The organism is Enterobacter sp. E14S, assembly GCF_055666685.1.
Genome location: NZ_JBVODQ010000002.1, coordinates 417,770 through 443,680, shown reverse-complemented (window position 1 = coordinate 443,680; position 25,911 = coordinate 417,770). Strand labels below are relative to the sequence as shown.

24 protein-coding genes, 1 pseudogene and 1 riboswitch are annotated in these 25,911 nt (G+C 54.1%); of the genes and pseudogenes, 15 read left to right on the top strand and 10 right to left on the bottom strand.

The genetic code is table 11. The features are described from left to right. The first annotated feature begins 65 nt into the window (after positions 1-65). From ACZ6J2_RS07250 to trhP, 4 genes are all read left to right on the top strand, one after another. Positions 66-506: a RusA family crossover junction endodeoxyribonuclease gene (locus tag ACZ6J2_RS07250; protein ID WP_471725283.1), complete on the top strand. Its 441-nt coding sequence runs from the start codon at positions 66-68 to the stop codon at positions 504-506. Then, on the top strand, positions 500-835 hold the full coding sequence (locus tag ACZ6J2_RS07245; protein WP_471725282.1) for a hypothetical protein: 336 nt from the start codon (positions 500-502) through the stop codon (positions 833-835). The genes ACZ6J2_RS07250 and ACZ6J2_RS07245 overlap by 7 nt, the downstream gene beginning before the upstream one ends. Beyond that, positions 784-1,251, top strand: a complete 468-nt coding sequence (locus ACZ6J2_RS07240; protein WP_471725281.1) for a hypothetical protein — start codon at positions 784-786, stop codon at positions 1,249-1,251. Before ACZ6J2_RS07245 ends, ACZ6J2_RS07240 begins: the two co-directional genes overlap by 52 nt. Before the next feature lie 167 nt (positions 1,252-1,418). Next, positions 1,419-2,780, top strand: a complete 1,362-nt coding sequence (trhP, locus tag ACZ6J2_RS07235; protein WP_023312421.1) for a prephenate-dependent tRNA uridine(34) hydroxylase TrhP — start codon at positions 1,419-1,421, stop codon at positions 2,778-2,780. 161 nt (positions 2,781-2,941) lie between these two features. Here the strand turns inward: trhP and ACZ6J2_RS07230 are convergent, their stop codons facing one another. After that, entirely contained in the window at positions 2,942-3,442 is a 501-nt protein-coding gene (locus ACZ6J2_RS07230; protein WP_471725280.1) for a 2-thiouracil desulfurase family protein, read from the bottom strand. Between the two features lie 141 nt (positions 3,443-3,583). Here ACZ6J2_RS07230 and yegS point away from each other — a divergent pair, with 141 nt between their 5' ends. Next, positions 3,584-4,483 (top strand): lipid kinase YegS, encoded by a 900-nt coding sequence (gene yegS / locus ACZ6J2_RS07225; RefSeq protein WP_033145995.1) that lies wholly within the window; start codon positions 3,584-3,586, stop codon positions 4,481-4,483. A 68-nt stretch (positions 4,484-4,551) separates the two neighbouring features. Here the strand turns inward: yegS and fbaB are convergent, their stop codons facing one another. After that, the gene (gene fbaB, locus ACZ6J2_RS07220) at positions 4,552-5,604 is read right to left on the bottom strand and encodes a class I fructose-bisphosphate aldolase (protein WP_223561014.1); all 1,053 of its coding nucleotides are present in this window, start codon (positions 5,602-5,604) and stop codon (positions 4,552-4,554) included. Positions 5,605-5,854: 250 nt separating this feature from the next. On the opposite strand from fbaB, the gene ACZ6J2_RS07215 reads away from it, so the two are divergent. The 3 genes and pseudogenes from ACZ6J2_RS07215 to ACZ6J2_RS07205 all read left to right on the top strand — a co-directional run bounded on the left by ACZ6J2_RS07215 (position 5,855) and on the right by ACZ6J2_RS07205 (position 9,082). Further along, entirely contained in the window at positions 5,855-7,132 is a 1,278-nt protein-coding gene (locus ACZ6J2_RS07215; RefSeq protein WP_471725279.1) for a nucleoside permease, read from the top strand. Beyond that, positions 7,129-7,973, top strand: a pseudogene (locus ACZ6J2_RS07210) (ADP-ribosylglycohydrolase family protein); the annotation flags it as partial. The gene ACZ6J2_RS07215 and the pseudogene ACZ6J2_RS07210, both read left to right, overlap by 4 nt. 155 nt (positions 7,974-8,128) lie before the next feature. Next, positions 8,129-9,082, top strand: a complete 954-nt coding sequence (locus ACZ6J2_RS07205) for a PfkB family carbohydrate kinase (protein WP_471725278.1) — start codon at positions 8,129-8,131, stop codon at positions 9,080-9,082. On the opposite strand, the gene ACZ6J2_RS07200 is transcribed toward ACZ6J2_RS07205, so the two are convergent. From ACZ6J2_RS07200 to thiM, 3 genes are read right to left on the bottom strand one after another with little or no spacing between them, the layout of a single operon-like run. Continuing rightward, complete coding sequence (locus tag ACZ6J2_RS07200) at positions 9,056-9,802, bottom strand: GntR family transcriptional regulator (protein WP_023312428.1); 747 nt, start codon at positions 9,800-9,802, stop codon at positions 9,056-9,058. The two genes, ACZ6J2_RS07205 and ACZ6J2_RS07200, sit on opposite strands and share 27 nt — an antisense overlap. A gap of 42 nt (positions 9,803-9,844) precedes the next feature. Beyond that, positions 9,845-10,645 carry a bifunctional hydroxymethylpyrimidine kinase/phosphomethylpyrimidine kinase gene (gene thiD, locus ACZ6J2_RS07195; protein ID WP_471725277.1) on the bottom strand — a complete coding sequence of 267 codons (801 nt, stop codon included), beginning with the start codon at positions 10,643-10,645 and terminating at the stop codon, positions 9,845-9,847. Further along, on the bottom strand, positions 10,642-11,412 hold the full coding sequence (gene thiM, locus ACZ6J2_RS07190; RefSeq protein WP_471725276.1) for a hydroxyethylthiazole kinase: 771 nt from the start codon (positions 11,410-11,412) through the stop codon (positions 10,642-10,644). Before thiM ends, thiD begins: the two co-directional genes overlap by 4 nt. 35 nt (positions 11,413-11,447) lie before the next feature. Next, a riboswitch (TPP riboswitch) is annotated at positions 11,448-11,544 on the bottom strand. 633 nt (positions 11,545-12,177) lie between these two features. Here thiM and ACZ6J2_RS07185 point away from each other — a divergent pair. The 4 genes from ACZ6J2_RS07185 (at position 12,178) to ACZ6J2_RS07170 (ending at position 16,873) form a co-directional block, all read left to right on the top strand. Next, complete coding sequence (locus tag ACZ6J2_RS07185) at positions 12,178-13,053, top strand: YadA C-terminal domain-containing protein (protein WP_471725275.1); 876 nt, start codon at positions 12,178-12,180, stop codon at positions 13,051-13,053. 210 nt (positions 13,054-13,263) lie between these two features. Next, positions 13,264-13,698 (top strand): hypothetical protein, encoded by a 435-nt coding sequence (locus ACZ6J2_RS07180; protein WP_471725274.1) that lies wholly within the window; start codon positions 13,264-13,266, stop codon positions 13,696-13,698. A gap of 313 nt (positions 13,699-14,011) precedes the next feature. Beyond that, positions 14,012-15,388 (top strand): diaminobutyrate--2-oxoglutarate transaminase, encoded by a 1,377-nt coding sequence (locus tag ACZ6J2_RS07175; protein ID WP_014884533.1) that lies wholly within the window; start codon positions 14,012-14,014, stop codon positions 15,386-15,388. Positions 15,389-15,406: 18 nt separating this feature from the next. Next, the gene (locus tag ACZ6J2_RS07170; RefSeq protein ID WP_471725273.1) at positions 15,407-16,873 is read left to right on the top strand and encodes a pyridoxal phosphate-dependent decarboxylase family protein; all 1,467 of its coding nucleotides are present in this window, start codon (positions 15,407-15,409) and stop codon (positions 16,871-16,873) included. A gap of 36 nt (positions 16,874-16,909) precedes the next feature. Here ACZ6J2_RS07170 and ACZ6J2_RS07165 read toward each other — a convergent pair whose 3' ends face one another. The 4 genes from ACZ6J2_RS07165 to ACZ6J2_RS07150 form a co-directional block, all read right to left on the bottom strand. After that, positions 16,910-17,425, bottom strand: a complete 516-nt coding sequence (locus tag ACZ6J2_RS07165) for a protein disulfide oxidoreductase (RefSeq protein ID WP_471725272.1) — start codon at positions 17,423-17,425, stop codon at positions 16,910-16,912. 76 nt (positions 17,426-17,501) lie between these two features. After that, positions 17,502-19,682, bottom strand: coding sequence for a polysaccharide biosynthesis tyrosine autokinase (locus ACZ6J2_RS07160; protein ID WP_471725271.1), 2,181 nt, complete (start codon positions 19,680-19,682; stop codon positions 17,502-17,504). Further along, positions 19,682-20,131, bottom strand: a complete 450-nt coding sequence (locus tag ACZ6J2_RS07155; RefSeq protein WP_471725270.1) for an arsenate reductase/protein-tyrosine-phosphatase family protein — start codon at positions 20,129-20,131, stop codon at positions 19,682-19,684. The genes ACZ6J2_RS07160 and ACZ6J2_RS07155 overlap by 1 nt, the downstream gene beginning before the upstream one ends. After that, positions 20,131-21,270 carry a polysaccharide export protein gene (locus tag ACZ6J2_RS07150; protein WP_471725269.1) on the bottom strand — a complete coding sequence of 380 codons (1,140 nt, stop codon included), beginning with the start codon at positions 21,268-21,270 and terminating at the stop codon, positions 20,131-20,133. Before ACZ6J2_RS07150 ends, ACZ6J2_RS07155 begins: the two co-directional genes overlap by 1 nt. Before the next feature lie 489 nt (positions 21,271-21,759). Between ACZ6J2_RS07150 and ACZ6J2_RS07145 the strand changes: the two genes are divergently transcribed. Beyond that, entirely contained in the window at positions 21,760-22,092 is a 333-nt protein-coding gene (locus tag ACZ6J2_RS07145) for an RcnB family protein (protein WP_023336316.1), read from the top strand. Continuing rightward, positions 22,067-22,522 carry a GNAT family N-acetyltransferase gene (locus ACZ6J2_RS07140; RefSeq protein ID WP_471725268.1) on the top strand — a complete coding sequence of 152 codons (456 nt, stop codon included), beginning with the start codon at positions 22,067-22,069 and terminating at the stop codon, positions 22,520-22,522. Before ACZ6J2_RS07145 ends, ACZ6J2_RS07140 begins: the two co-directional genes overlap by 26 nt. A 95-nt stretch (positions 22,523-22,617) precedes the next feature. On the opposite strand, the gene apbC is transcribed toward ACZ6J2_RS07140, so the two are convergent. Continuing rightward, on the bottom strand, positions 22,618-23,727 hold the full coding sequence (gene apbC, locus ACZ6J2_RS07135; RefSeq protein ID WP_029740176.1) for an iron-sulfur cluster carrier protein ApbC: 1,110 nt from the start codon (positions 23,725-23,727) through the stop codon (positions 22,618-22,620). A 137-nt stretch (positions 23,728-23,864) separates the two neighbouring features. Between apbC and metG the strand changes: the two genes are divergently transcribed. Next, on the top strand, positions 23,865-25,898 hold the full coding sequence (gene metG / locus ACZ6J2_RS07130; RefSeq protein ID WP_471725267.1) for a methionine--tRNA ligase: 2,034 nt from the start codon (positions 23,865-23,867) through the stop codon (positions 25,896-25,898). Positions 25,899-25,911 lie beyond the last annotated feature (13 nt).

Here is a 25,911-nt window from a genome sequence, read left to right as displayed (position 1 = left end):
AGTCACACATTTTTAAACAATACAGAAAAGAAGTCTGGTTCTATTTTTTTCTTTAAGGAAATATCATGGCAGATAATCTTTTGGAAATGATCGTCTTTGGCCGACCAGCCACGGTTAACAGGAAAGGCCCTAAATCTTTGAAGGCAATCTGGCAATCGAAAGTTTTTAATTCTGCAAGAGCAGGATATACTGGCATGCAGGTTAAGTATAAGACAACTTTTAAAATATTTTATTTCCCACATAACAACTCTTATTCAGACGTAGACAACGGACTTAAATTTACCATTGATGCCCTGGCTCCGGTAGTCATGGAGAATGACAGGCAAATAACGCGCATTATTGCTGAGCGATTCGTGAAGGAGCCTGGAAAATCCCTTGTCGTTCCATTATCCCTAGCTCCCTCAATTGCTAAAATATTAGAAATGAGAGAAAACAACTCGCCCGCAGAATATATGACACTAATTAAACTTGAAAAATACAAATGCAATGGGGGCAAACTATGGTAAACTATTATGATTATTACCATTACCAACTTGAATTAATTAAAACAGAATATGCTTTAAAAGAGTATGCGGTTTATGAAGACTTACCAAGAACACCTTCATATAAAAACTTTCTATTTGATTTAGTTGCAATAAGCAAAGACAAAAAAGAAATTATAATCATAGAAATAATAAATAAGCGTCACGGTGACCATTACCGTAATCGTATAAGAATGATGGAAGAATTAACCACCCATCCTTTTTACATCACTATTTTAATGTTGATAGAGATGCTCAAATATTGGTTGACTTTAGATATATTGATAATCGAGAGAGTGAGCAATCGGAAATAAATGCTAAGATCCAAGAAAAATTTTCTGATGATAATATAGCTATTATTCTTTCCGAAAGAATACCACCACTTTATCTTAATAACGAAAGCACTACAACCAATTCATTTATTAGAGACTGGATTTATATAGCAAGAATGATTCGTTCCATGATCTCTTTTCACAGAGCACAAAATAATCATCATCGAAACAAGAATTCAACCCTTGATTATTTCAATCTGATACTTTACGAATTTGACATACATCCTCTGGAACAAATTAATGCAGAAGTGAGAGACCTTTACACACTATATTCAATCGTGCTAAGTGTTATCGAAGGAAATAAAGTATCAGAACTTGAAGCCAGAGAAATGAGATGGCATCTAAAATACCTACAGCAGCAATTCAAAATAAAAATTACATCAGAAAGAAATAAATAACAATACAAATTTAGCCGTAATTAACTTTACGGCTAAAATAAATAATAATTCAATCTTTACCTCCCTGCCCCGCAGCGCTACAATGCCCGCCCTTAAAGTGGGGGATCTCCCCTTACCGCTGCACCTGGTGCATGCGGATCTGACCTGTCATCAGAACGAGAACAAACATGTTTAAACCGGAACTCCTTTCCCCGGCGGGAACGCTGCAAAATATGCGTTACGCTTTCGCCTATGGTGCCGACGCCGTTTATGCGGGCCAGCCGCGCTACTCGCTGCGCGTGCGCAACAACGAATTCAACCACGAGAACCTGCAGCTCGGCATCAACGAAGCGCATGCCCTGGGCAAAAAATTCTACGTGGTCGTGAACATCGCGCCGCACAACGCCAAGCTGAAAACGTTCATTCGCGACCTGAAGCCGGTGGTGGATATGGGGCCGGACGCGCTGATCATGTCGGACCCGGGTTTAATCATGCTGGTTCGGGAGAACTTCCCGGAGATGGATATTCACCTCTCCGTCCAGGCTAACGCCGTCAACTGGGCGACGGTGAAGTTCTGGAAGCAGATGGGGCTGACCCGCGTCATCCTGTCCCGCGAACTGTCTCTGGAAGAGATCGAAGAGATCCGCACCCAGGTGCCGGATATGGAAATCGAAATCTTCGTTCACGGCGCGCTGTGCATGGCCTACTCCGGCCGCTGCCTGCTCTCCGGCTATATCAACAAGCGCGACCCGAACCAGGGCACCTGCACCAACGCCTGCCGCTGGGAATATAACGTTCAGGAAGGCAAAGAGGATGACGTCGGCAACATCGTCCACAAGCATGAGCCGATCCCGGTAACCAACGTTGAGCCAACGCTGGGCATCGGCGCGCCAACCGACAGCGTGTTTATGATTGAAGAAGCCAAACGTCCGGGCGAGTACATGACCGCCTTTGAAGACGAGCACGGCACCTACATCATGAACTCGAAAGATCTGCGTGCCATCGCCCACGTCGAGCGTCTGACGCAGATGGGCGTGCACTCCCTGAAGATCGAAGGCCGCACCAAATCCTATTACTACTGCGCGCGCACCGCACAGGTGTATCGCAAAGCCATCGACGATGCGGCGGCCGGTAAACCGTTCGATACCAGCCTGCTGGAAACTCTGGAAGGCCTGGCGCACCGCGGCTATACCGAGGGCTTCCTGCGTCGTCATACTCACGATGACTACCAGAACTACGAGCACGGCTACTCCGTTTCCGAGCGCCAGCAGTTTGTCGGTGACTTTACCGGCGAGCGCAAAGGCGCGCTGGCGGCCGTCGCGGTGAAAAACAAATTCACCAAAGGCGACAGCCTGGAGCTGATGACCCCGCAGGGCAACATGAACTTCACGCTGGAGCATCTGGAAAACGGCAAAGGCGAGGCGATTGACGTGGCGCCGGGCGACGGGCATACCGTCTGGCTGCCGGTTCCGGAAGAGGTGGAGCTGAAGTTCGCGCTGCTGATGCGTAACTTCAACGGTGAAAGCACCCGTAACCCACACGGCAAATAGTCAATCAGGGAAATTTTTTCGCGCTGGGATAATTCTTAGAATCGGATCACATACCGCTTCGTTCAATACGGGTATTATCCCCCCGCTGAAAAACATAACCCATAAATGCTAGCTGTACCAGGAACCACCTCCTTAGCCTGCGTAATCTCCCTTACGCGGGCTTATTTTTTGCCTTCTCTCTCCTCAATCCAGACAATGAGTTCGTCAATTTGCTTCTCTGAGAACACGGCGATCCCATGCTCTGCGAGCAACGATGCCGCAACCCCCTTCCCCGCTTTATGTATTCCGCGAAACGATCCGTCATAAATAAACTCACTGCCGCACGTTGGGCTGCCATCGGTTAACAATGCAGCGCTACACCCCGACTCCTGAGCAGCGCGTAGCGCAAGCCAGGCTGCAAGCTGATACTGCTCAGTCACATCCTGCCCTGTATTTTCACTAATTCTGGCTTGCCCGTGCATTACGTCTTTGCCATCAGCGGACATAATCTCTGCCGGAGGACGAGGGACAGGCATCCCGGCCGCAAGTTCAGGGCAGTGGATCACCAGACGCTTTTCCTGCTGCCAGCGAGCGAGCAGCTCGTTCATTCGCGCTTTTTCACTTCCGTTATAACGAACCTTAAAGCCCATCAGGCACGCGCTTACCAAAATTTTATTCATCATCACTTTCCTGTGATTACGTTACTATCATCGCTGGAGTGTAACGCGCTTTCGGGCATATTTTGTTCCTTTCATCCTGTTCTTACCCGCTTTTTTCCTCTCTGCTATACACTCTTACTAACGCTAAAAAAGGGAGCAGCGCGGATGGCAACCTATCCAGACAGTTTATTGATTCTCAATGGCAAAAGCGCGGGCAACGATCTGTTGCGTCAGGCAATTCAGGGTTTGCGCGATGACGGCGCGCGCATTCACGTCAGGGTGACGTGGGAAAAAGGCGACGCGGCACGCTATATCAATGAAGCCCTCGGGCTTGGCGTCAGCACCATCATTTCCGGCGGCGGCGATGGCACCATCAATGAGATTGCGTCAGCGCTTATCGACCTGCCCCCGGCAAACCGGCCGGTGATGGGTATTTTACCGCTCGGCACCGCCAATGATTTTGCCACCAGCGCCGGGATCCCGGAAGAGCTGGAGAAAGCGCTCCAGCTGGCGATCCTCGGCAAGGCCACCGCTGTGGATATTGCGCAGGTGAATGATAAAACCTGCTTTATCAATATGGCGACGGGCGGGTTTGGCACGCGCATCACCAGCGAAACGCCGGAAAAGCTGAAGGCGGCGCTGGGCGGCGTGTCGTACCTGATCCACGGCCTGATGCGCATGGATACCCTCAAGCCTGACCGCTGCGAAATTCGCGGCGAGGATTTTCAGTGGCAGGGTGACGCGCTGGTGATTGGGATTGGCAACGGGCGTCAGGCGGGCGGCGGACAGCAGCTCTGCCCGGAGGCGCTGATTAATGACGGTCAGCTCCAGCTGCGTATTTTCACGGGCGACGGCCTGCTGCCCGCGCTGTTTACCACGCTGACGCAGCCGGAAGAGAGTCCAAATATCATCGCCGGGAAATCGGCGTGGTTTGAAGTGAATGCGCCGCACGGGATGACCTTTAACCTCGACGGAGAGCCGCTGAGCGGAACGCAGTTTCGCATTGAGGTGTTGCCCGGCGCGCTGCAGTGCCGGCTACCGCCGGACTGCGTGCTTTTGCGCTGATGTATCACACGGTGAGCAATGATGCCCTCACCCAACCCTCTCCCACCGGGGAGAGGGAGATGGAGCCGTCAGGCAATCGTGACTTTGCTGTCAAGATAGACGTCCTGAACCGCATTGATCAGCTTCACGCCGTCAGCCATTGATTTCTTAAACGCCTTGCGGCCAAGGATCAGCCCCATACCGCCCGCACGTTTGTTGATCACCGCCGTACGCACCGCATCTGACAGATCGGTATCACCGCCCGCCGCGCCGCCTGAGTTAATCAGCCCCGCGCGGCCCATGTAGCAGTTCGCCAGCTGGTAGCGCACCAGGTCGATCGGGTTTTCGCTGGTCAGCTTGCTGTAAACGCGATCGTCGGTGTAGCCAAAGTTCACCGCTTTATAGCCGCCGTTATTCTCGGCCATTTTCTGCTTCACGATATCCGCGCCGATGGTCGCCGCAAGGTGGTTCGCCTGCCCGGTCAGGTCGGCCGACACGTGGTAATCCACGCCGTCTTTCTTGAACGCGTTGTTGCGCAGATATGCCCACAGTACGGTGACCATGCCCAGCTCGTGCGCGCGCTCAAACGCCGCGGAGATCTCTTCAATCTGACGACGGGACTGTTCGGAGCCGAAGTAAATCGTCGCCCCTACCGCTACCGCGCCCATGTTGAACGCCTGCTCGACGCTGGCGTAGAGGGTCTGGTCGTATTCGGTTGGATAGCTAAGGGTTTCGTTGTGGTTAAGCTTCACGAGGAACGGAATGCGGTGGGCATAGCGACGCGAAACCGAGGCCAGCACGCCGTAGGTAGAGGCCACGCAGTTACAGCCCGCCTCAATCGCCAGCTCAACAATGTTCTTCGGATCGAAGTAGAGCGGGTTCGCCGCAAAAGAGGCACCCGCAGAGTGCTCTACGCCCTGGTCCACCGGCAGAATAGAGAGATACCCGGTGCCGCCGAGCCGCCCGGTGTTGTAGAGCGTCTGCATATTTCGCAGGACCGCAGGCGGACGGTTGTTATCGATCATCACGCGGTCAACGTAGTCGTGACCAGGCAGATACAGCTGGTCGGCTGGAATGGTCATACAACGATGCTGTAAAAGGCTGTCGGCGTCTTTGCCAAGCAACTGCGCAATATCAGTCATGTGATACTCCCGTAAGTCCGACGTCGTGTCGGTGTGTGTTTATCCAGTCCCATCTTTTATGGGCAGACTAAGCCTGGTACCGACTTAACAGATTTTCCACTCTTTGCTTTTTTTTTCAGCACAATCTGCTGGCTCGATTCGTGTACAACAAAACTGTTACATTGATCAAACAATCGCCACAAAGGTATTTAAAAGGTATTATTGAGTGGTATGTTAAAGGCGTACCCTCTCTGACATGCAGGATTAAAAAATGAAAACGAAAGTCCAACTGTCATTCATGATGTTTGTTGAATGGTTTATCTGGGGCGCGTGGTTTGTGCCGCTGTGGCTGTGGCTGAGCAAAAGCGGTTTTACCGCCGGGGAAATCGGCTGGTCTTACGCCTGTACCGCCATTGCCGCGATCCTCTCGCCGATTCTGGTCGGCTCGCTGACGGACCGCTTCTTCGCCGCGCAGAAAGTGCTGTCAGTGCTGATGTTCGCCGGAGCCATTCTGATGTACTTCGCCGCGCAGCAAACCCAGTTCAGCACCTTCTTCCCGCTGCTGCTGGTTTACTCCCTGACCTATATGCCGACCATCGCGCTGACCAACAGTATCGCCTTTGCCAACGTGGACGACGTTGAGGCCGATTTCCCGCGCATCCGCGTGATGGGCACCATCGGCTGGATCGCCTCGGGCCTGGCGTGTGGGTTCCTCCCTCAGATGATGGGCTACAGCGACATCTCCGATACCAATATCCCGCTGCTGATGACCGCAGCCAGCTCCGCCCTGCTCGGCGTGTTTGCCCTGTTCCTGCCGAACACCCCGCCGAAGAGCACCGGCAAGCTGGATTTCAAAGTGATGCTGGGGCTGGACGCGCTGATCCTGCTGCGCGACAAAAACTTCCTGGTGTTCTTCTTCTGCTCGTTCCTGTTCGCCATGCCGCTGGCCTTCTATTACATCTTCGCCAACGGCTATCTCACCGAAGTGGGGATGAAAAACGCCACCGGCTGGATGACGCTCGGCCAGTTCTCCGAAATCTTCTTTATGCTCGCCCTGCCGTTCTTTACCAAACGCTTTGGTATTAAGAAGGTCTTACTGCTGGGCCTGATTACCGCCGCCATCCGCTACGGGTTCTTTGTTTACGGCGGAGCGGAACAGTTCTTCACCTACGCCCTGCTGTTCCTCGGCATTCTGCTGCACGGCGTGAGCTACGACTTCTATTACGTCACCGCGTACATCTACGTGGACAAAAAAGCGCCGGTGCACATGCGCACCGCCGCGCAGGGCCTGATTACGCTGTGCTGTCAGGGCTTTGGGAGCCTGCTGGGTTACCGCCTGGGCGGCGTGATGATGGAAAAAATGTTCGCATACAAAGAGCCGGTGAATGGGCTGACCTTCAACTGGGCCGGAATGTGGACGTTTGGTGCAATCATGATTGCCGTGATTGCCGTGCTGTTTATGCTGTTTTTCCGCGAATCGGATAAAGAGATCGCCGCTATTGCGGTGGTTGATGGCGATGCCGCGCTGACACAAGGGGAAGTTAAATGAAACAAGAACGTGTTCTCGGTGCCCTTTACGGGCAGGCGTTAGGGGATGCGATGGGTATGCCGTCGGAGCTGTGGCCGAGAAAGCGCGTCAAGGCGCACTTCGGCTGGATCGACCGCTTTTTACCCGGCCCGGCAGAGAATAATGCTGCCTGCTATTTCAAACAGGCAGAGTTCACCGACGATACCTCAATGGCGCTGTGCCTGGCGGATGCGATCGTTGAATGCGACGGGGAGATTAACGCGGACGTTATCGGCAAGCATATTCTGCGCTGGGCGCTCGATTTCGACGCGTTTAATAAGAACGTACTCGGCCCGACCTCCAAAATCGCGCTTAACGCGATTCGCGACGGCAAGCCGGTTAGCGAACTGGACAACAACGGCGTGACTAACGGGGCGGCGATGCGCGCCTCCCCGCTGGGCTGCCTGCTTCCGGCCACGCGTCTGGAACACTTTGTTGAGCAGGTGGCGCTGGCCTCCAGCCCGACCCATAAATCGGACCTCGCCATTGCCGGCGCGGTGGTGATTGCCTGGGCGATTTCCCGCGCGTCGACGGCGAAAGCTGGCAGAACATCGTCGATGCGCTGCCGGGTATCGCCCGCTATGCGCAGGAGGCGAAAACCACCACCTTCAGCGCGTCGCTGGCGGCACGTATTGAACTGGCGCTTAAGACCGTGCGGGAAGCCAACGGGGTTGAGTCCGCCAGCGAGCAGGTGTACCAGCTCGTGGGGGCCGGAACCAGCACCATTGAGTCCGTTCCAGCGGCCATTGCGATGGTCGAACTGGCGGGAACCGACCCAAACCGCTGCGCCATTTTATGTGCCAATCTGGGCGGCGACACCGACACCATTGGCGCAATGGCGACGGCCATCTGCGGCGCGCTCCACGGCGTGCAGGCGATTGACCCGGCGCTGAAGGCCGAGCTCGACGCCGTTAACCGGCTCGACTTCGGCCACTATTGCGAGAAACTGCTGCACTACCGGGAGCAAAGGGAGGGCGTATGAATTCGTTTGCCCAACGTCTCGACACCCTGCACGCCGAGCGGCCGGTAACGGTGCTGGGCGCGGCGGTGATTGACGTCATCGCCGACGCCTACGCCCTGCCCTGGCGCGGGTGCGATATCGAGCTCAAACAGCAGGGCGTGAATATTGGCGGCTGCGCGCTGAACATTGCCATCGCCCTGAAGCGGCTCGGCATTGCGTCGCAAAACGCCCTGCCCGTCGGCCAAGGCGTCTGGGCGGATATTATCCGCAACGCGATGGCGAAGCAGGATCTGCACAGCGCCATCGAGGCCGAAACCGGCGACAACGGCTGGTGTCTGGCGCTGGTGGAGCCAGACGGCGAGCGCACCTTTATGTCCTTTAGCGGCGTGGAGAACCAGTGGCAGCAGCGCTGGCTTGATGTGCTTAACATCCCGTCGAACAGCCTGGTCTATTTATCCGGCTATCAGCTGGCCTCATCGTGCGGCGAGCTGCTGACACGCTGGCTGGAGGGATTACAGGACGTGACGGCCTTTATCGATTTCGGCCCCCGCATCGCGGATATTCCCGACGCGCTGATGGCGCGGATTATGGCCTGCAGGCCGATCGTGTCGCTTAATCGTCAGGAAGCAGAGATCGCAGCCGAACGACTGGGCGTAGCGGCTGACAACCTGGGTGTGGAGTGGCAGCATCGCTTCGGCGCCGCGCTGATTGTGCGCCATGATAAAGACGGCGCCGCGTGGTATGACGGTAATACCTCAGGCGTTGTTCCGGCGTTTCCGGCGACGGTTGTGGATACCATTGGCGCTGGCGACAGCCACGCGGGCGGCACGCTTGCCGGGCTGGCGGCGGGATGGTCACTGGCAGATGCCGTTCTGCTGGGGAATGCCGTGGCGTCCTGGGTGGTCAGCCACCGCGGCGGGGACTGCGCCCCGACTCGCGAGGCGCTACTCCTCGCACACAAAGACGTATAGATCGCTGCGGCAGTAGCTGATGCTGTACTCAATCGGCCGGTGCTGTTGGTCAAGCGCAACCTGCTTGATCACCAGCACCGGTATTTTTTCGTCCATCTTAATGTGCGCCTGAAACTCGCTGTCCGGCATGCGGGCGCTAACCCGTGAACGGGTGCGCTGCGGGAAAATATTCTGACTGCGGAAGTAATCGTACAGCGAAATGCCAATCGCATCCGGATCGGGAATGAGCCCGACCGGCACCCAGGACTCTTCAATCGACACCGCATCGTCATCCACATAGCGAATGCGCTTGAGCAAAAAGACCTCGCTGTCCGGAGGGATCGACAGGTGGTTTGCGACCTCTTCCGGGCACTTCACCACCCGCTTGTTGACCCACAGCGTATTAGGCTTTTGGCCGCGCAGCACTACCTGCTGGGAAAAACCGCGCGCCTCTTTCAGCGAATATTCAAAGATATTGTTGATTTGCGTGCCGTAGCCACGAGAGCGCGTAACTACGCCCTCTTCCTCCAGCGCCTGCATCGCCTTTCGCACGGTGATGCGCGACACGCCGGTTAACTGGCTCAGATCGCGCTCGCCGGGCAAAATATTCCCGTGCTCCAGCACCCCGCTGCGCACCGCATTTTTTACCGTTTCGGCAAATTTCAGGTACAGCGGCGTGTTGTCAGGCGCGGCGATCCGTTCATTCAGTTGAGCGATTAACCGGGTATGCGCTTGTTCCATCTCTGTTTTCTCAGGCGTGGTGTTTCCTGCCAGTATACTGGGTTACCACCATGCATGAAAATGATGAACCGGTCCAATACCGTGACCCACTTCCAGAGTATCGGCTTTTGCCAGCGCCGCCGAGAGCCAGGTTTTCGCTTCGCGCACCGTATCGGCCCAGCCGTCATGCCGCGGGCGCAGCGCCGCCAGCGCGGCAGAGAGGGTACAGCCCGTACCGTGGGTGTTTTTGGTCTGCACGCGCGGCGCGGTAAAGCGTACTTCGCCGTCGCGGGTAAAGAGCCAGTCCGGGCTTTCAGCGTCATCCAGATGACCGCCCTTCATCAGAACCGCCCCGCAGCCAATTGCCAGCAGCGCGTTTCCCTGCGCTTTCATCTCGCGTTCAGTTTGCGCATGCGATGTGCCTAACAGCGCGGCGGCTTCTGGCAGATTGGGCGTGATGAGCGCCACCTGCGGCAGTAGTTTTGTACGCAGCGTCTCCACGGCGGAGGCGGAGAGCAGCGGGTCGCCGCTTTTAGCCAGCATGACGGTATCCAGCACCACGTTTTGCACCTGATAGCGTTTAAGCCGCTCGGCCACCGCTTCCACAATATCCGTCTCGGCCAGCATGCCGATCTTGGTGGTATCGATGCGCACATCGCTGAACACAGAATCCAGCTGCGCGGCAACAAAATCCGGCTCGATACGATAGACCGACTGCACGCCGCGCGTATTTTGCGCCACCAGCGCGGTAATGACCGAGCAGCCGTACGCGCCAAGGGCCGAGAAGGTTTTGAGATCGGCCTGGATACCCGCGCCGCCGCTGGGATCGGTGCCGGCAATGGTCAGGGCGTTAATCCGCTTCATGCCTGCTCCTCCAGCGTATAGAGCGCATCCAGAAACGCGCTGGCAAAACTGCCAGGCCCACGTGACTGCGCAACGGCCACCGTTCCGGCTCGCTTCATCCATCCGCAGGCGGCGGCGACGTTATCCATCCGGTCGCCCGGCAGCGAGCAGCTCGCCGCCACAACGGCAGAGAGCGCGCACCCTGTGCCCACCACGCGCGTCATCAGCGGGTCACCGCCCGTGACCGTGCGGGTACGTTGTCCGTCGGTGATGTAATCCACCTCGCCGGTGACGACCACAATTGCATTCGTCTGACGCGCCAAAGCCTGCGCGGCAGGCACCGCGCTGGCGGCGGTATCGGTGGTATCAACGCCGCGCCCGCCCGCGCTCATTCCGGCAAGGGCAAGAATTTCAGAGGCATTGCCGCGAATAGCGGCCGGTTTCAGGGCAAGAATTTGATGGCAAAAGCGGGTGCGGAACGTCAGGGCACCCGCGGCAACCGGGTCCAGCGTCCAGGGCTTGCCTGCCGCCACCGCGCTTTCTATTGCCCGACGCATCGCCTGGGCGCGCGGCGACGTCAGCGTGCCAACGTTAATCAGCAGCGCATCGGCGATGCCGGCAAACTGTTCAGCCTCTTCGGCCTCAATCACCATCGCGGGTGAGGCGCCAAGCGCCAGCAAAACGTTGGCCGTAAAAGTCTGTACGACATCGTTGGTCATACAGTGGGTCAGCGGAGAACGGGTTCGGAAGTGGTGTAAAACGTGTAAATCGAGCAGGTCAGGCTGCATGGTTTCGCTCCTGCCTTGCGTGAAGAAGCGATGACCGGGAAGGCATCTGACTTCCCTACGCTGGCATTATCCAGATCAGGTAATACGGGTATTTCTCAGCCTTCACAAAGAAGGGCACCCCGAGTCAAAATACTTTTAAAACAGTTGGTTATGAAAATCATTAACGTTAGGTAGTGTAACCGCGGCCCCAGGCCAGGCGCAAGAAGTTTCGATTTATCACAACGTTTGTCACAGCGGTAATTTCCAGGCGCTCTTTCCCGTCATTTGCATACATTTATTACGCTTTAGTTAATTCTGGTTTAGTAATTGTTAATACATTATTGAAAAACTATATTACGTACTTTTACTGAGGCTATTATTTTTATTTTTTACTACGTGCTCATTCTGCTTTTATAAGATATGGAAACTTCTTTCGCTTGAAAGAATAAGACAGTATTAATTTATTTAACTCTATTAAACATTGGTATTTTCATCAATAGCTTAACGCATCCCTTGATTTATCGCATAACCCATAAGTTAATGTATACATTAAATAAACCTTCTCGATACCGCACCCTGCCCTTTCATTTATTCATATCATTTATGATTTAGATCAAAATCATCAATTTGGGTTTAATCGATAGTTTATTCACGCCACTAAAAAAGGTCCGGGCATTGAATATCCTGTATTGAAATATGGAAATACAGTTATCTACATACCACTAAAGCCAAAACTGTTCTGCTTAATTTTGTTTTTTTAATACGTTAATGATGTGAGTCCTTCGAATGAAACTTTTCAATAAATCTGTTATTCCTGTTTTTGTATTTGGGGTGGTCGCTGGTAGCGCCATGAATATTACCAACGCTGCTGCTGCCGTTTGGGATGACGCATTAATCACAGATATTGTGAATGACCATCAAGACCAAATTACGCAAAACAGGGCCGATAGTATTGCTCGCGATCTCTCAACTGAAAATCGCTTAACGCAGGTGGATAGCGACCTTCAATCCACTAAATTAGGTGTTTTGGTTATTGAGCAAGCCACAAATGACGCTTACCAAAAAGCCTTGCTTGCTGGCGCGCTTGCAGATACCGCCAATCAAAAAAGCGATGCGGCTTTACAGGGCGTCATGACGAACGGCACAGAAATTATCAATATGGAAAACGTTAACAAAGTGCAAGATAACCGTCTTGACAGCCTGGAAAATGCCCCTAAACCCACTAACGGCAAAGATGGCAAAGATGGCGTGACGACCACCGTGACGCACATGCAGGTAGACGCAGCAACACAAACTAAAGTGGCTAATAATACCCAGGCAGTTACCGCCACCGCTCAGGATCTGCTGGCAACGAAACAGACGTTACAGGCAATGAATAACAATACCAACCAGCAATTTAAATCACTGCACGATGAAGTAGATAATAATAAGAAGCAAGCCAACGCCGGTATTTCAGGAGCCATGGCGATGGCAGGATTACCGCAGGTACAAACGAATCAGCATGTTATGTTCTCTGCTGGCGGAGCCACATACAATAGTGAAAGCGCCCTTGCCGTCGGGGCATCCGTTAACTTTAGTTCACATGTGATCGCGAAAGTGAGCTTCTCTGATGATACTGCCAACAATATGGGAGCGTCAGTTGGCGTCGGAGTGGGCTTTTAACGAAATACAACTTAAGCATTATTAACTGACGCCATTAAGTTAATAACCTGCTTGCCTCCGGCAAGAATAGCGATGACAGAAAAAACATGCTCAGACATATCATTATTTCAGCGACCCTGTATCTGATGCTCATTGGCGTCGGTATTTGGATCGGCATGATGTACGTCTCCTATTATCTGTGCGTTTTATAAGGTGAACAAAAGTTTAGCCATGAAAACTCAATTAATATGGATTGCACTGATGTTGACGGTAGCGACAACACCGGCTCATGCGATTAACGCGCACTATCGTGCTCAATTAGAACGTTCAGGATGTACTGAGATGAACGCGAATGACGGCTTTTGTGATATCCACAAAACAAAAGCCCAAAATGCGGCGCAGCACGCAGCAGCTGCGGTCCACGACCCTTTGCGTGAAGCCACTTTCACATCGGATGCGGTTAACGCCACGATTTCAAACGGCTTTTTTAACGCCACCATTAACGGCAAAAAGGCCACCGTGAAACGTCTGAATGCTCATTTCTATGAGATTCGCGGTAATGGTTTTGTTATATCGCTAAGCCTTGATGAGAACGGCATTACGGCGGCATCCTGGAATAAGACGACGGGGCGTAACCACGGCATTTTGCAGGTGTCGCAGAAATAAAGCGAACAAGGAGGCAGTCTGCCTCCTTTTCGGTCAGCGAATGGCACGATTTGTCACACTCTTTTTTATGAATTTACAGTCAGGGCAGAACACACGTAACAGTCTGTTTTTATTTACCATAAAGTGCAATTTTCTTTCTTAAAAAGGGGATATCCCCTCCCCTGAGCGCCATGCCACAAAACAGTAAACAAATTAACCATTGAGCCCTGTGGCAAAAGGCTCTATATTGGCGGCGTTTTTTTCAGGCCCCCATCTGTTTTTTAACTTTTTATTCAATCGTGGCTCATAACGAAGCGGCGGTTGTAGGAGTGATATGATGACGGATAAAGTCCGTATTGACACCGTAGATGCCCACAAAAGCAACGAAACCTATCTGGCCCGTCAGGCCGAGTTTGAATCTAACGTCAGGAGTTATCCGCGCAAACTGCCTTTAGCCATCACTAAAGCAGAAGGCGTGTGGATCACCGATGCAGATAATAAAGAATACCTTGACTGTTTAGCAGGCGCGGGGACCCTTGCGCTTGGCCATAACCATCCTGATGTGCTGAAAAGCATCCAAAATGTCATTACCAGCGGCTTGCCGTTACATACCCTGGATCTGACTACGCCTCTGAAAGATGCGTTTTCTGAATACCTGCTCTCTCTGCTGCCTGGTCAGGGCAAAGAGTACTGCCTGCAGTTCACCGGCCCATCCGGTGCTGACGCCGTTGAAGCGGCGCTGAAGCTGGCGAAAAAAGTGACCGGTCGTAGCGGTATCATCAGCTTCTCTGGTGGTTACCACGGTATGACCCACGGCGCGCTGTCCGTGACCGGCAACCTGTCTCCGAAAGAAGCGGTTGACGGTATGATGCCAGAAGTGCAGTTCATGCCTTACCCGCACGAGTACCGTTGCCCGCTGGGTATCGGTGGTGAAGCGGGCGTGAAAGCGCTGACGTACTACTTCGATAACCTGATCAACGACGTTGAAAGCGGCGTGCGTAAACCTGCTGCGGTGATTCTGGAAGCCGTTCAGGGCGAAGGCGGCGTGAACCCGGCTCCGGCTGAGTGGCTGCAGCGCATCCGTAAAGTGACTCAGGAACACGGCATTCTGCTGATCCTCGACGAAGTTCAGGCTGGCTTTGCCCGTACCGGTAAATTCTTCGCCTTCGAACACGCGGGCATTGAGCCAGACATCATCGTGATGTCTAAAGCAGTAGGTGGCGGTCTGCCGCTGGCCGTTCTCGGTATCAAAAAGCAGTTTGACGCATGGGCACCAGGTCACCACACCGGTACCTTCCGCGGCAACCAGCTGGCGATGGCAACCGGTCTGACGACGCTGAAAATCCTGAAAGATCAGAACATCGCGGGCAAAGTTGCCGCTCAGGGCGAATGGCTGAAAGGCCAGCTGAAAGAGATGGCGAAACGCTATCCTGTTATCGGCCACGTGCGCGGTCTGGGCATGATGATCGGTATTGAGATCGTTAAGCCACACGAAGCCGCTGACCACATGGGCTGCTTCCCGGGCGACGGCGAGCTGTCTGCACTGATTCAGAAGAAGTGCTTCGAAGCCGGTCTGATTCTGGAGCGCGGCGGCCGTAACGGTATCGTTCTGCGTCTGCTGCCGTCTCTGCTGATCAGCGACGAAGAGCTGAAAATCTTCCTGGATAAATTTGAGCAGGCACTGCTTGCTGCGGGCGTTCGCCCGGCGTAACCGGAGTTATTGATTACGATGTCTGATTCAAACCCAATTTTGTTCTCCTCTGCGCAGAGCATTGAAGCTTACCAGCAGGCGATCGAACAAAGCACTCAGGCTGTGATGCAGTGGCTGAAACAGCCTGAGATGTACCAGGGCAAAACGGTCGCGGAACTGCGCGACCGTATTAAGCTGGATTTCAACCCGAAAGGGCTGGGCAACGAAGCGGCGATTGAACGCGCCGTTGAGTTCTTCCTGAAAGACAGCTTGTCCGTTCATCACCCGCAGTGTGTGGCGCACCTGCACTGTCCAAGCCTGGTCGTAAGCCAGGCGGCGGAAGTGCTGATCAACGCCACTAACCAGAGTATGGACTCCTGGGATCAAAGCCCGTCCGCAACCATTATCGAAATCAAACTGATCGAGTGGCTGCGTACCCGCGTGGGTTATCAGGCCGGCGACGCCGGTGTCTTCACCAGCGGCGGCACCCAGAGCAACCTGATGGGCCTGATGCTGGCTCGCGATGCGTTCTTCGCGCGTCAGGGTCACTCCGTTCAGCAGGACGGCCTGGTCGGCGATCTGCGCAAAATTCGCGTACTGTGCTCTGAAAACGCACACTTCTCAGTGCAGAAAAACATGGCGCTGATGGGTCTGGGCTACCAGTCCGTGGTGCAGGTGAAAACTGACGAATTCTCCCGCATGGATCTGACCGATCTGGCGGCGAAAATCGAACAGTGCAACGCGAACGGCGAGCAGATTCTGACGATCGTCGCAACGGCAGGTACCACCGATGCCGGTGCTATTGACCCGCTGCGTGCAATTGCAGAGCTGGCCGCTAAGCAGAACATCTGGGTACACGTTGATGCGGCCTGGGGCGGCGCGCTGCTGATGTCTGAGCAGTATCGTCACTACCTGGACGGCATCGAGCTTGTGGATTCCGTCACCCTGGACTTCCACAAGCAGTTCTTCCAGACCATCAGCTGCGGCGCGTTCCTGCTGAAAGAAGCGCGTCACTACGAGCTGATGCGCTATCAGGCGGCCTACCTGAACTCTGAGTTTGATGAAGAAGCGGGCGTACCTAACCTGGTGTCCAAATCTCTGCAGACCACCCGTCGTTTCGACGCGCTGAAGCTGTGGATGAGCCTGGAAGCGCTGGGTCAGGAACAGTACGCGGCGATCATCGATCACGGCGTGACGCTGGCGCAGCAGGTTGCAGCCTACGTGAAAGAGCAGCCTGCTCTGGAACTGGTTATGCAGCCACAGCTGGCGAGCGTTCTGTTCCGCTTCCGCGGACAGGTGCAGACGGATGACGCGGGCATTGCCCTGCTGAACCAGAAAATCGGTGATGCGCTGCTGGAATCGGGCCGTGCGAACGTCGGTGTGACCGAGCACAACGGCGTCACCTGCCTGAAGCTGACGCTGCTGAACCCAACCGTGACGCTGGAAGATATTAAAATCCTGCTGTCTCTGGTTGAGCGCACCGCGCAGGAAGTTCTGGCTAAGTAATACAACACCCCTCTTCCGCCAGGAGAGGGGTTATTTTTACAGCCCTGCCCACCACATCCTTAATTTTAATCCCCAGTAACTCGTCCAGCCCGTCGTGGTACTGACCACTTTCCCCTTCGACACAATGACCAGCGTAGGCGTGACGCTCACCTGCCACTGCTGCGACAACGCACCGTTTTCATCGTTAATCACCGGCATTTTCAGCTGTTTCTTTTCAACCCAGCGCGCAAGCTTTGCATCATCGCCGGAACGCATCGCAATGCTGACGACGTTCCCGCCCTCTTCCGCCAGTTTATTGACCGAAGGCGTCGTGTAACGGCATATGCTGCACCATGTGGCCCAGACGTAAATCAGCAGCGGGCGTTCCTGGCTGAGCGCCGCGATATCGTGAATGTTGCCGTCGATGCTCTGCATCGGTGTTGCACTAAAACTGGCGGGGAGTGTCGGTTTTCGGTACCGATCAACACCCCACATTACGGCCAGCGTCAGCAGAACGAGTATGATCCCTTCCCGCGCCCAGCGGCGCAGTCGACTGATTTTGCGGTTATCCATTGTGACCTCATGTTTAAACGAAGGTCATCTTAACGGGCAATACGCCATCACGCTGTAAAGAAGTGTCGCGCCAGGTTTACTCCTGGGTATAGCCGTAGTCGTAATGGCTATATCCCGAGTTGTAATAGAGCGCAGCCGATTTCACGATATCATTGAGGATCGCGCCATTCACCTGCACACCCATTTGCTGCAGGCGCTTCAGGCAGTTCTCGATCTCCCTGACGCTGGTTTTACCAAAGCGGGCGACCAGCAGCGTGGTAGCCGCTGCTCTGGCTATCAGCAAGGCATCCGTTACGGCAAGCACGGGTGGAGTGTCGACAATCACGATGTCATAATGTTTGTCTATCTGCGACATCATACTCTGGAAGCGTTCGCTCATGAGCAGCTCAACGGGATGTGAAGGTTGGGGTCCGCAGGTCAATACATCAAAACCGCCTTTCTCGGCGCGTTGAATTGCTTCCTGCCATTCAACGATTCCTCCGAGCACGCAGGATAATCCCCGATGATTGCTCAGTTTGAAAATATTGTGAACATATCCCTTGCGCATATCCGCATCAATAAACAGCACTCGCTGTCCGGCCTGAGCGGCAATCGCCGCCAGTGACGTACTGACCAGCGTTTTTCCGCAGTCCTGCGTAGGGCCAGACACCACGACGATCCGGTTTGTGGCATCAATCATGGTAAAATGCAGACTGGTGCGCAGCCCGCGCACCGCCTCGACAAACATATCTGCCGGACGGTCAACGGGCAGAAAAGGTATGTTCGACGTTCTGTGCTTCCAGTGGGAAGCAAACAGGTTTCTCCTGCGCAGGTGCGTTTTTTTCCAGAGCCACACCGAGCGCGGGAGCGTTGCCAGAAGCGGTATCCCCTGCACTTCCAGCTGTTCTGACGAGGTAATGCCCCGCTTAAAGGCTGAGCGTACCAGAACCGTTCCGGCAGAGAGCATCAAGCCCATCAGTATGCCCAGCACGATAACGAGCACTTTGTGCGGCTTGATTGGGTCTGGCTGCGTCACGGCCGGATCAATAATCCGCACGTTCCCGATAGTGCTGGAGCGCGAGATACTCAGCTCTTGCTGACGCGTCAGCAGCTGCAGATATATGGTACGCCCGGATTCAACGTCACGACTCAGGCGTAAGATTTCCTGCTGCGTAGAAGGCATGGATGAGACGCGGCTATTCAGACGCTCGCGCTCCCGCTCAAGCGTTTGTTTCTTCTCCCGTAAAGCACGGTAGGTGGGATGGTCCTTTTTGAAAAGCTGGGAAACCTCTGCTTCGCGGAACGTCAGCTCGTTAAGCTGGTTTTCCACGTTCACCACCTGATCAAGAACCGACTTTGCCTCCAGGGATAAGTCGACAGAATCGCGCTGCTCTCTGTAAGCATTCAGTCGCGCTTCGGCTTCATCCAGCTCCTGGCTGATCTTAGGTAATTGATCCTGTAAGAAAGTGAGGCTGCGGGAATCTTTTGCCTCCTGGCGCGCAATATTCTGACTGAGAAAACGTTCAGCAATCGTATTAAGCACCGTGGCGATCCTGTCGGGGTCCTCGCCCGTTAACGTTAATGCGATTATACCGCTCTGTTTCGCCGACTCCACAACCGTAAGCTTGTTCTGAATGGCGTTGATCGCGTCAAGTCTTGTGACGGTTTCGAGGGTAAACTGGGTGCCGGGTTCCGCGCTCAGGGATGTCACCAGAAGCGATATTCCGTCTTTAGCCAGCGTTTTCCCAACAGCGCCGTCTGCTTCAAGCATTTTCCCCTCAAGACGATATCGCCCTTTCTCCTGAACGGTGAGTAAAAGCGTTTGTGGCTTACCTTCCAGAAGGGGAATCGTTAGCGCGCCAATCGTTATTTCATCGGATTTACGTCCCTGCACGTGTTCCCGCAAAGGTCCTATAACAGGAAATACGCGCCGCTTGACGTTGTGCGTCAACCCTAGCCGATCAACGGTCTCTCCCAGGATCATCCTTGATTTAAGGAGTAAAAGCTCTGGCGCGACATCGGGTGAGAGATCGGACCCGAACGGGGTCAGGTTCTTGAGCAGCGAGCTATTCTGCTTCGCTTCAACCTGTACCAGAGCATCAGCCTGATAAACTGGCGTGACGCTGAACGCGTAGATCCCCGCGCATACCGTGAGCAGGAGCGTGACACACGCGATCGTCACCCGGTTATCAAACATCTCAGCAAGCAGCTGAAGAAAATCGATCTCGTTATTCTGCGATGTCGCAGCACTATATTTGTCTGATTTAGAAGACGACATTACTGCTTCATTCCTTGTTGACTCAAACGACGAGCCCATTCCTGACTGGCTTTTCCTAATTGCTCGAAAACATATTCATAGGCTTCACGACTTTTGTGATACGGGTCGGGAATGTCCCTGCTTTCCAGCCATTGTCCAAAGAGCAGCGATTTCCCCCGATTCTCCGGAGCCATTGTGGCAATGAAACGGAGATGTTCCGGCTCCATCACCAGAATCAAATCGGATTTTTGCAACAGGCTTCGCGTCACCCTGCGGGCAACATGCCCCTCCAGCGAAACGCCATGCCGCCGGGCCACGGCCTGCGCAGCCGCATCCGCCGGGTGCCCTTCAAGCCCCAAAATACCTGCCGAGGTCACCTGCTTGCCGGGTAATTGCTGGCGCAACAGCCGCTCACCAATCGGTGAACGGCAAATATTGCCGGTGCAGACCACTAAGATTGACTGAAACATTACTGCGGCCACGATCTGATGTAACGAACGGTTTCGGTCAGGTCATGGACGCCGCTGATGGTAGGCACCAGCTGGGAGATCACACGATTCCAGCGTGATAACGGTGCCGTAGTGACGTAAACAATGTCATACGGTTCCAGCTGGAATTCCGTACTCAGCACCATGGCTGACGCATCTTCCGCATTCAGTTGGTAGATGTTGGCAATTTTGTCAGTGTTGCCTTTTTTCGCTACCTGCCTGATAACAAAAATGCCGGTTGCATCGGCCATATTTTGGTTAAGCCCCCCGGCATTGCCCAGGGCTTCGGCCAGCGTCATGCCGCTACGATCCATCTTAAGCGTACTTTGCTTGACCACCTCGCCCATCACGAATACTTTTAGCGCATCGTTCCGGGGAATAAACAGGATATCACCCGGATAAAGCAGCTTATTTTGTGTCAAATCGCCATGCTGCATCAGCGCATAAAGCGAAAGGCGGGAGTCCTTGCCATCATGCGTCAGCACGACGTTACGCCAGTCGGCATCCGCAGAAAGACCGCCAGCGGCGTTAACCGCATCCATCACCGTCAGCGGAATATTGGTTATGGGTTGCTGGCCTGATTTTTCGACCTCTCCGGTGACATAGGCTTTTTGCGAACGGAAGGCGGCAACGCTGACGTCCACCTGCGGGCTCTCAATGACTTTATCCAGTCGCGCTGTAATCTCTTCACGTACCTGTGAAACCGTTTTTCCCGCTACCCGCAGCTTCCCGACGTAGGGATAAAAGAGCGTACCATCGGCGTTGACCCAGTTGCCGGCATCGCTCGCACTACGATATTGTCCCGCGGGCGTTGTTAATTCAGGGTGATCCCAGACGGTGACCGTCAGGATGTCGCCTGTGCCAATACGGTATTCCCAGTTTTTGATCTGCTCATCCAGATTAGGATTTGCCTGAGATTTCGATAGGGTCGGACGCAGCTTTTCAATCAATCCAGGCGTCAGTGGGAAAATTTCCACGCGCTTATCAAGCTGATAATTAACCTCTCCCACCGCAGTGACTTTTTTCCCGTTCACGCTCAAGTTCTGGCCGGGTGAGAATATACACCCCGTTAACTGACTAACGGTGAGAAATAACAGCGAAAATGCAGTTGTACTTTTCATTTATATAACTATTTCTTTTTAACGTTGCGCTTATCGTAAAGCCTGCAAAGAAACTCAACATAAGTTTATGAAATTTAATTGCTTATTATTCTGCGATATGTAGTTCTGGCATGATAAAGCGCAACCCACCCGGCTTCTAAAAAAACAAATACAACGATCGGCTTTGTTAAAAAATAGAAAAGCAAGCGCGCTTCACCCGGAGGCAATCTTAAATGTTATTCAGTGGGAAAGCATTCTTATTCCAGTCCAATTTTGACGTGAAAAGTTATTTTCAGAATTGAGTGATGAAATAATAAATATTAAAAATATAAAGCACAGGCAATATTCACCACAATGATAAACATCATCCAGTTTGACTACACAAAACCGTCCACTTTTGTTACATTTTTTTTCAAACATACCCTGCGTTGATACTTAAAATGGATTGTCTGCTCCGCTTTGCACGACCTGCAGACGAAAAGTATCTGTAACGATATCACTGGAGAAAAAATGGCTAAGCGTAAATTGCTGCTTCTGGGTGTATTACTGTCTCTGGCGGGATCCGCATTCGCTGCCCCGCAAACGGCCGCTGCGCCATCGGGCATCAAGGCCTATGAAGAACAAGAGTTCATCGCGGACTTTACGAAATTCAAGATTGGCGACACGGCGCCGGCGCAGTATCAAACGCCGGAGTACACCATCAAACAGTACCAGTTACGTAACCTGCCGGCTCCGGATGCAGGAACCCACTGGACCTATATGGGTGAGAACTACGTGCTGATCGGCGATGCTGATGGCAAGATCTACAAAGCCTACAATGGAGATATTTTCTATCACCGCTAACGCAATTCTGATTCGCCCCTGGCAGGAAAGTGACCGCCCTTTCCTGCGCACGCTCTACCTCCACGCCCGGCGTGAAGCCTGGCCATGGCTGGACAGTGCAGACTGGCAGCTTGAAGACTTTGACTCGGCAACCCGTGACGAAGTGATTTGGGTTGCTGCTCAGAACGGTCATCGCCTGGGTTTTGCCTCCGTCTGGACGAACGATAATTTCCTGCACAACCTGTTTGTCGATCCGCAGTATCAGAGCCTGGGCGTCGGGCATGAGTTGCTTGAGCACGTACAGAAGACGTTTACCAGTACGGGTTCGCTTAAGTGTCTGGTGAAGAATGCGCGGGCTATTGCGTTTTACCAGCGACACGGCTGGCACATTGAGGCGACGGGTGATTCTCCGGACGGAGAGTATTATTTGATGCACTATCGGTTGGGTTAAAGTCGGGTGGCGGCTTCGCCTTACCCGACCTACGTGATGGTGCCATTTGTAGGCCGGGTAAGCGAAGCGCCACCCGGCATTTCGGAGCTGAGGAATTACACCGCGCGGAACGCGATTTCCCCCGGAATGATTTCGCCCTGCCAGTAGAGCTGCGCCGCAACGCGTCCCGCCAGCTGGCGATACATTTCCGCGAATTCGCTGTCCGGGCGGCTGACCACCGTCGGCTTTCCGCTGTCCAGATCTTCACGGAGAGTAATGTGCAGCGGCATCTGCCCCAGCAGCTGAGTGTGATACTTCGCGGCCAGTTTTTCTGCCCCCCCCGTACCGAAGATAGGTTCGTGGTGACCGCAGTTGCTGCAGATGTGCATGCTCATGTTCTCGACGATACCGAGCACCGGCACTTCCACCTTCTCGAACATCACGATGCCTTTTTTGGCGTCGATCAGCGCGATATCCTGTGGCGTAGTCACGACGACCGCCCCGGTGACCGGAATGTTCTGCGCCAGCGTCAGCTGAATGTCACCGGTGCCCGGCGGCATGTCCAGCACCAGATAATCCAGATCCGGCCACATCGTCTCCTGCAGCATCTGCAGCAGCGCTTTGCTGGCCATCGGGCCGCGCCAGACCATGGCGTTATCGTCAGTCACCAGGTAACCGATCGAGTTGGTCGCCAGACCGTGCGCCATAATTGGCGCCATGTGGGTCCCGTCCGGCGAGGTGGGGCGCTGGTTTTCCGCGCCCAGCATGTTCGGAATAGACGGACCGTAAATATCGGCATCCAGAATACCGACCTTTGCCCCTTCCGCTGCCAGCGCGAGCGCCAGGTTAACGGCGGTAGAGGATTTCCCTACCCCGCCCTTGCCCGAGCTGACGGCAATGATATTTTTCACGCCGTTCACGCCAGGCTGGTTTTTCACGCGCTTCAGCGTGGCGATGCTGTGGCTCAACTTCCAGTCGATCGCCTTCGCACCGGTAATGCGCAGCAGCTCAGAGCTGGTCTGCTCTTTCAGCGCGTCAAAGGCGCTGGTCCAGACGAACGGCATCTGCAGCTCAATGTGCAGGGTATCGTCGAGCCAGGCGACGTGGTGTAACGCTTTCAGCGTAGTGAGATTGTGCTTCAGGGTTGGATGCTGAAAGTTAGCCAGCGTCCCGGCGACCATTGCTCGTAAGGCTTCCGGTGATTTGGCCTGGGATTGAGAACTCATCCCGACTCCTTTGTTCTTGTGAATAAGACCTTAGATGAACAAGTTTACCTGAAAGGCCGTGGTTTGTGCTTACTTAATAATGCCCCTTTTGGTAATATCAAAAACCCTTTTCACAGTTAAAAGAAGTAATGCCTACTATGACTCAAGTCGCGAAGAAAATTCTGGTAACGTGCGCACTGCCGTACGCCAACGGCTCAATCCACCTCGGCCACATGCTGGAGCATATCCAGGCTGATGTCTGGGTCCGTTACCAGCGAATGCGCGGCCACGAGGTTAACTTCATCTGTGCGGACGACGCCCACGGCACGCCGATCATGCTGAAAGCGCAGCAGCTGGGGATTTCCCCGGAGCAGATGATTGCCGAAATGAGTCAGGAGCATCAAACTGATTTTGCTGGCTTTGACATCAGCTATGACAACTATCACTCCACGCACAGCGACGAAAACCGCGAGCTGTCGGAGCTGATCTACACCCGTCTGAAAGAGAACGGTTTTATCAAAAACCGCACCATCTCCCAGCTGTACGATCCGGAAAAAGGCATGTTCCTGCCGGACCGCTTCGTCAAAGGCACCTGTCCGAAATGTAAATCCCCGGACCAGTACGGCGATAACTGCGAAGTGTGCGGCGCGACCTACAGCCCGACCGAGCTTATCGAGCCGAAATCCGTGGTATCCGGTGCAACGCCTGTGATGCGTGACTCCGAGCACTTCTTCTTCGACCTGCCGTCCTTCAGCGAAATGCTGCAGGCGTGGACCCGCAGCGGCGCGCTGCAGGAACAGGTGGCGAACAAAATGCAGGAGTGGTTCGAATCCGGCCTGCAGCAGTGGGATATCTCCCGCGATGCGCCGTACTTCGGCTTTGAAATCCCGAACGCGCCGGGCAAATACTTCTACGTCTGGCTGGACGCGCCAATCGGCTACATGGGCTCCTTCAAGAACCTGTGCGACAAGCGTGGCGACACCGTCAGCTTCGACGAATACTGGAAGAAAGATTCCACTGCCGAGCTGTATCACTTCATCGGTAAAGACATCGTTTACTTCCACAGCCTGTTCTGGCCGGCGATGCTGGAAGGCAGCAATTTCCGCAAGCCAACCAACCTGTTTGTGCACGGCTACGTGACGGTGAACGGCGCGAAGATGTCCAAGTCCCGTGGGACGTTCATTAAGGCCAGCACCTGGCTGAACCACTTCGACGCGGACAGCCTGCGCTACTACTACACCGCGAAGCTCTCTTCCCGCATCGACGACATCGACCTTAACCTGGAAGATTTCGTACAGCGCGTGAACGCGGACATCGTCAACAAGGTGGTGAACCTGGCGTCCCGTAACGCGGGCTTTATCGCCAAGCGTTTTGACGGCGTGATGGCGGCTGAACTGGCTGACCCTGCCCTGTACCAAACCTTCACTGACGCAGCGACGACCATTGGCGAAGCCTGGGAAGCGCGCGAGTTCGGTAAAGCGGTGCGTGAAATCATGGCCCTGGCTGACCTGGCGAACCGCTATGTCGACGAGCAGGCCCCGTGGGTTGTCGCGAAACAGGAAGGCCGCGATGCTGACCTGCAGGCCATCTGCTCTATGGGTATCAACCTGTTCCGCGTGCTGATGACCTACCTGAAGCCGGTTCTTCCTCAGCTGGCAACCCGCGCTGAAGCGTTCCTGAACACCGAACTGACCTGGGATGCAATGGCGCAGCCGCTGCTCGGCCACAAGGTGAACACCTTCAAGGCGCTGTACAACCGCATCGAGATGAAGCAGGTTGAAGCCCTGGTGGAAGCGTCTAAAGAAGAGGTTAAAGCGGCTGCGGCACCGGTGACCGGCCCGCTGGCAGACGATCCGATTCAGGAGACCATTACCTTTGACGATTTCGCCAAAGTCGACCTGCGCGTGGCGCTGATCGAAAACGCGGAATTCGTGGAAGGTTCTGACAAGCTGCTGCGCCTGACGCTGGATCTGGGCGGCGAGAAGCGTAACGTCTTCTCCGGCATCCGTTCAGCCTACCCGGATCCGCAGGTGCTGATCGGTCGTCAGACCGTGATGGTAGCGAACCTGGCGCCGCGCAAAATGCGCTTCGGCATCTCTGAAGGGATGGTGATGGCCGCAGGCCCTGGCGGGAAAGATATCTTCCTGTTAAGCCCTGATGAAGGCGCGAAGCCTGGCCAGCAGGTGAAATAACAAAAAAGCCGGA

Excerpts from the sequence above, each read along its gene's own strand:
- ACZ6J2_RS07245 (WP_471725282.1), top strand. The coding sequence starts at position 500 with ATGGTAAACTATTATGATTATTACCATTACCAACTTGAATTAATTAAA.
- ACZ6J2_RS07170 (WP_471725273.1), top strand. The coding sequence starts at position 15,407 with ATGTCTGATTCAAACCCAATTTTGTTCTCCTCTGCGCAGAGCATTGAA.
- thiD (WP_471725277.1), bottom strand. The coding sequence starts at position 10,645 with ATGAAGCGGATTAACGCCCTGACCATTGCCGGCACCGATCCCAGCGGC.
- ACZ6J2_RS07200 (WP_023312428.1), bottom strand. The coding sequence starts at position 9,802 with ATGGAACAAGCGCATACCCGGTTAATCGCTCAACTGAATGAACGGATC.
- thiM (WP_471725276.1), bottom strand. The coding sequence starts at position 11,412 with ATGCAGCCTGACCTGCTCGATTTACACGTTTTACACCACTTCCGAACC.
- ACZ6J2_RS07150 (WP_471725269.1), bottom strand. The coding sequence starts at position 21,270 with ATGAAAAGTACAACTGCATTTTCGCTGTTATTTCTCACCGTTAGTCAG.
- ACZ6J2_RS07185 (WP_471725275.1), top strand. The coding sequence starts at position 12,178 with ATGAAACTTTTCAATAAATCTGTTATTCCTGTTTTTGTATTTGGGGTG.
- fbaB (WP_223561014.1), bottom strand. The coding sequence starts at position 5,604 with ATGACTGATATTGCGCAGTTGCTTGGCAAAGACGCCGACAGCCTTTTA.
- ACZ6J2_RS07180 (WP_471725274.1), top strand. The coding sequence starts at position 13,264 with ATGAAAACTCAATTAATATGGATTGCACTGATGTTGACGGTAGCGACA.
- ACZ6J2_RS07145 (WP_023336316.1), top strand. The coding sequence starts at position 21,760 with ATGGCTAAGCGTAAATTGCTGCTTCTGGGTGTATTACTGTCTCTGGCG.
- ACZ6J2_RS07230 (WP_471725280.1), bottom strand. The coding sequence starts at position 3,442 with ATGATGAATAAAATTTTGGTAAGCGCGTGCCTGATGGGCTTTAAGGTT.
- ACZ6J2_RS07215 (WP_471725279.1), top strand. The coding sequence starts at position 5,855 with ATGAAAACGAAAGTCCAACTGTCATTCATGATGTTTGTTGAATGGTTT.
- ACZ6J2_RS07140 (WP_471725268.1), top strand. The coding sequence starts at position 22,067 with ATGGAGATATTTTCTATCACCGCTAACGCAATTCTGATTCGCCCCTGG.
- ACZ6J2_RS07175 (WP_014884533.1), top strand. The coding sequence starts at position 14,012 with ATGATGACGGATAAAGTCCGTATTGACACCGTAGATGCCCACAAAAGC.
- trhP (WP_023312421.1), top strand. The coding sequence starts at position 1,419 with ATGTTTAAACCGGAACTCCTTTCCCCGGCGGGAACGCTGCAAAATATG.
- ACZ6J2_RS07205 (WP_471725278.1), top strand. The coding sequence starts at position 8,129 with ATGAATTCGTTTGCCCAACGTCTCGACACCCTGCACGCCGAGCGGCCG.
- ACZ6J2_RS07160 (WP_471725271.1), bottom strand. The coding sequence starts at position 19,682 with ATGTCGTCTTCTAAATCAGACAAATATAGTGCTGCGACATCGCAGAAT.
- ACZ6J2_RS07250 (WP_471725283.1), top strand. The coding sequence starts at position 66 with ATGGCAGATAATCTTTTGGAAATGATCGTCTTTGGCCGACCAGCCACG.
- yegS (WP_033145995.1), top strand. The coding sequence starts at position 3,584 with ATGGCAACCTATCCAGACAGTTTATTGATTCTCAATGGCAAAAGCGCG.
- metG (WP_471725267.1), top strand. The coding sequence starts at position 23,865 with ATGACTCAAGTCGCGAAGAAAATTCTGGTAACGTGCGCACTGCCGTAC.
- ACZ6J2_RS07155 (WP_471725270.1), bottom strand. The coding sequence starts at position 20,131 with ATGTTTCAGTCAATCTTAGTGGTCTGCACCGGCAATATTTGCCGTTCA.
- apbC (WP_029740176.1), bottom strand. The coding sequence starts at position 23,727 with ATGAGTTCTCAATCCCAGGCCAAATCACCGGAAGCCTTACGAGCAATG.
- ACZ6J2_RS07165 (WP_471725272.1), bottom strand. The coding sequence starts at position 17,425 with ATGGATAACCGCAAAATCAGTCGACTGCGCCGCTGGGCGCGGGAAGGG.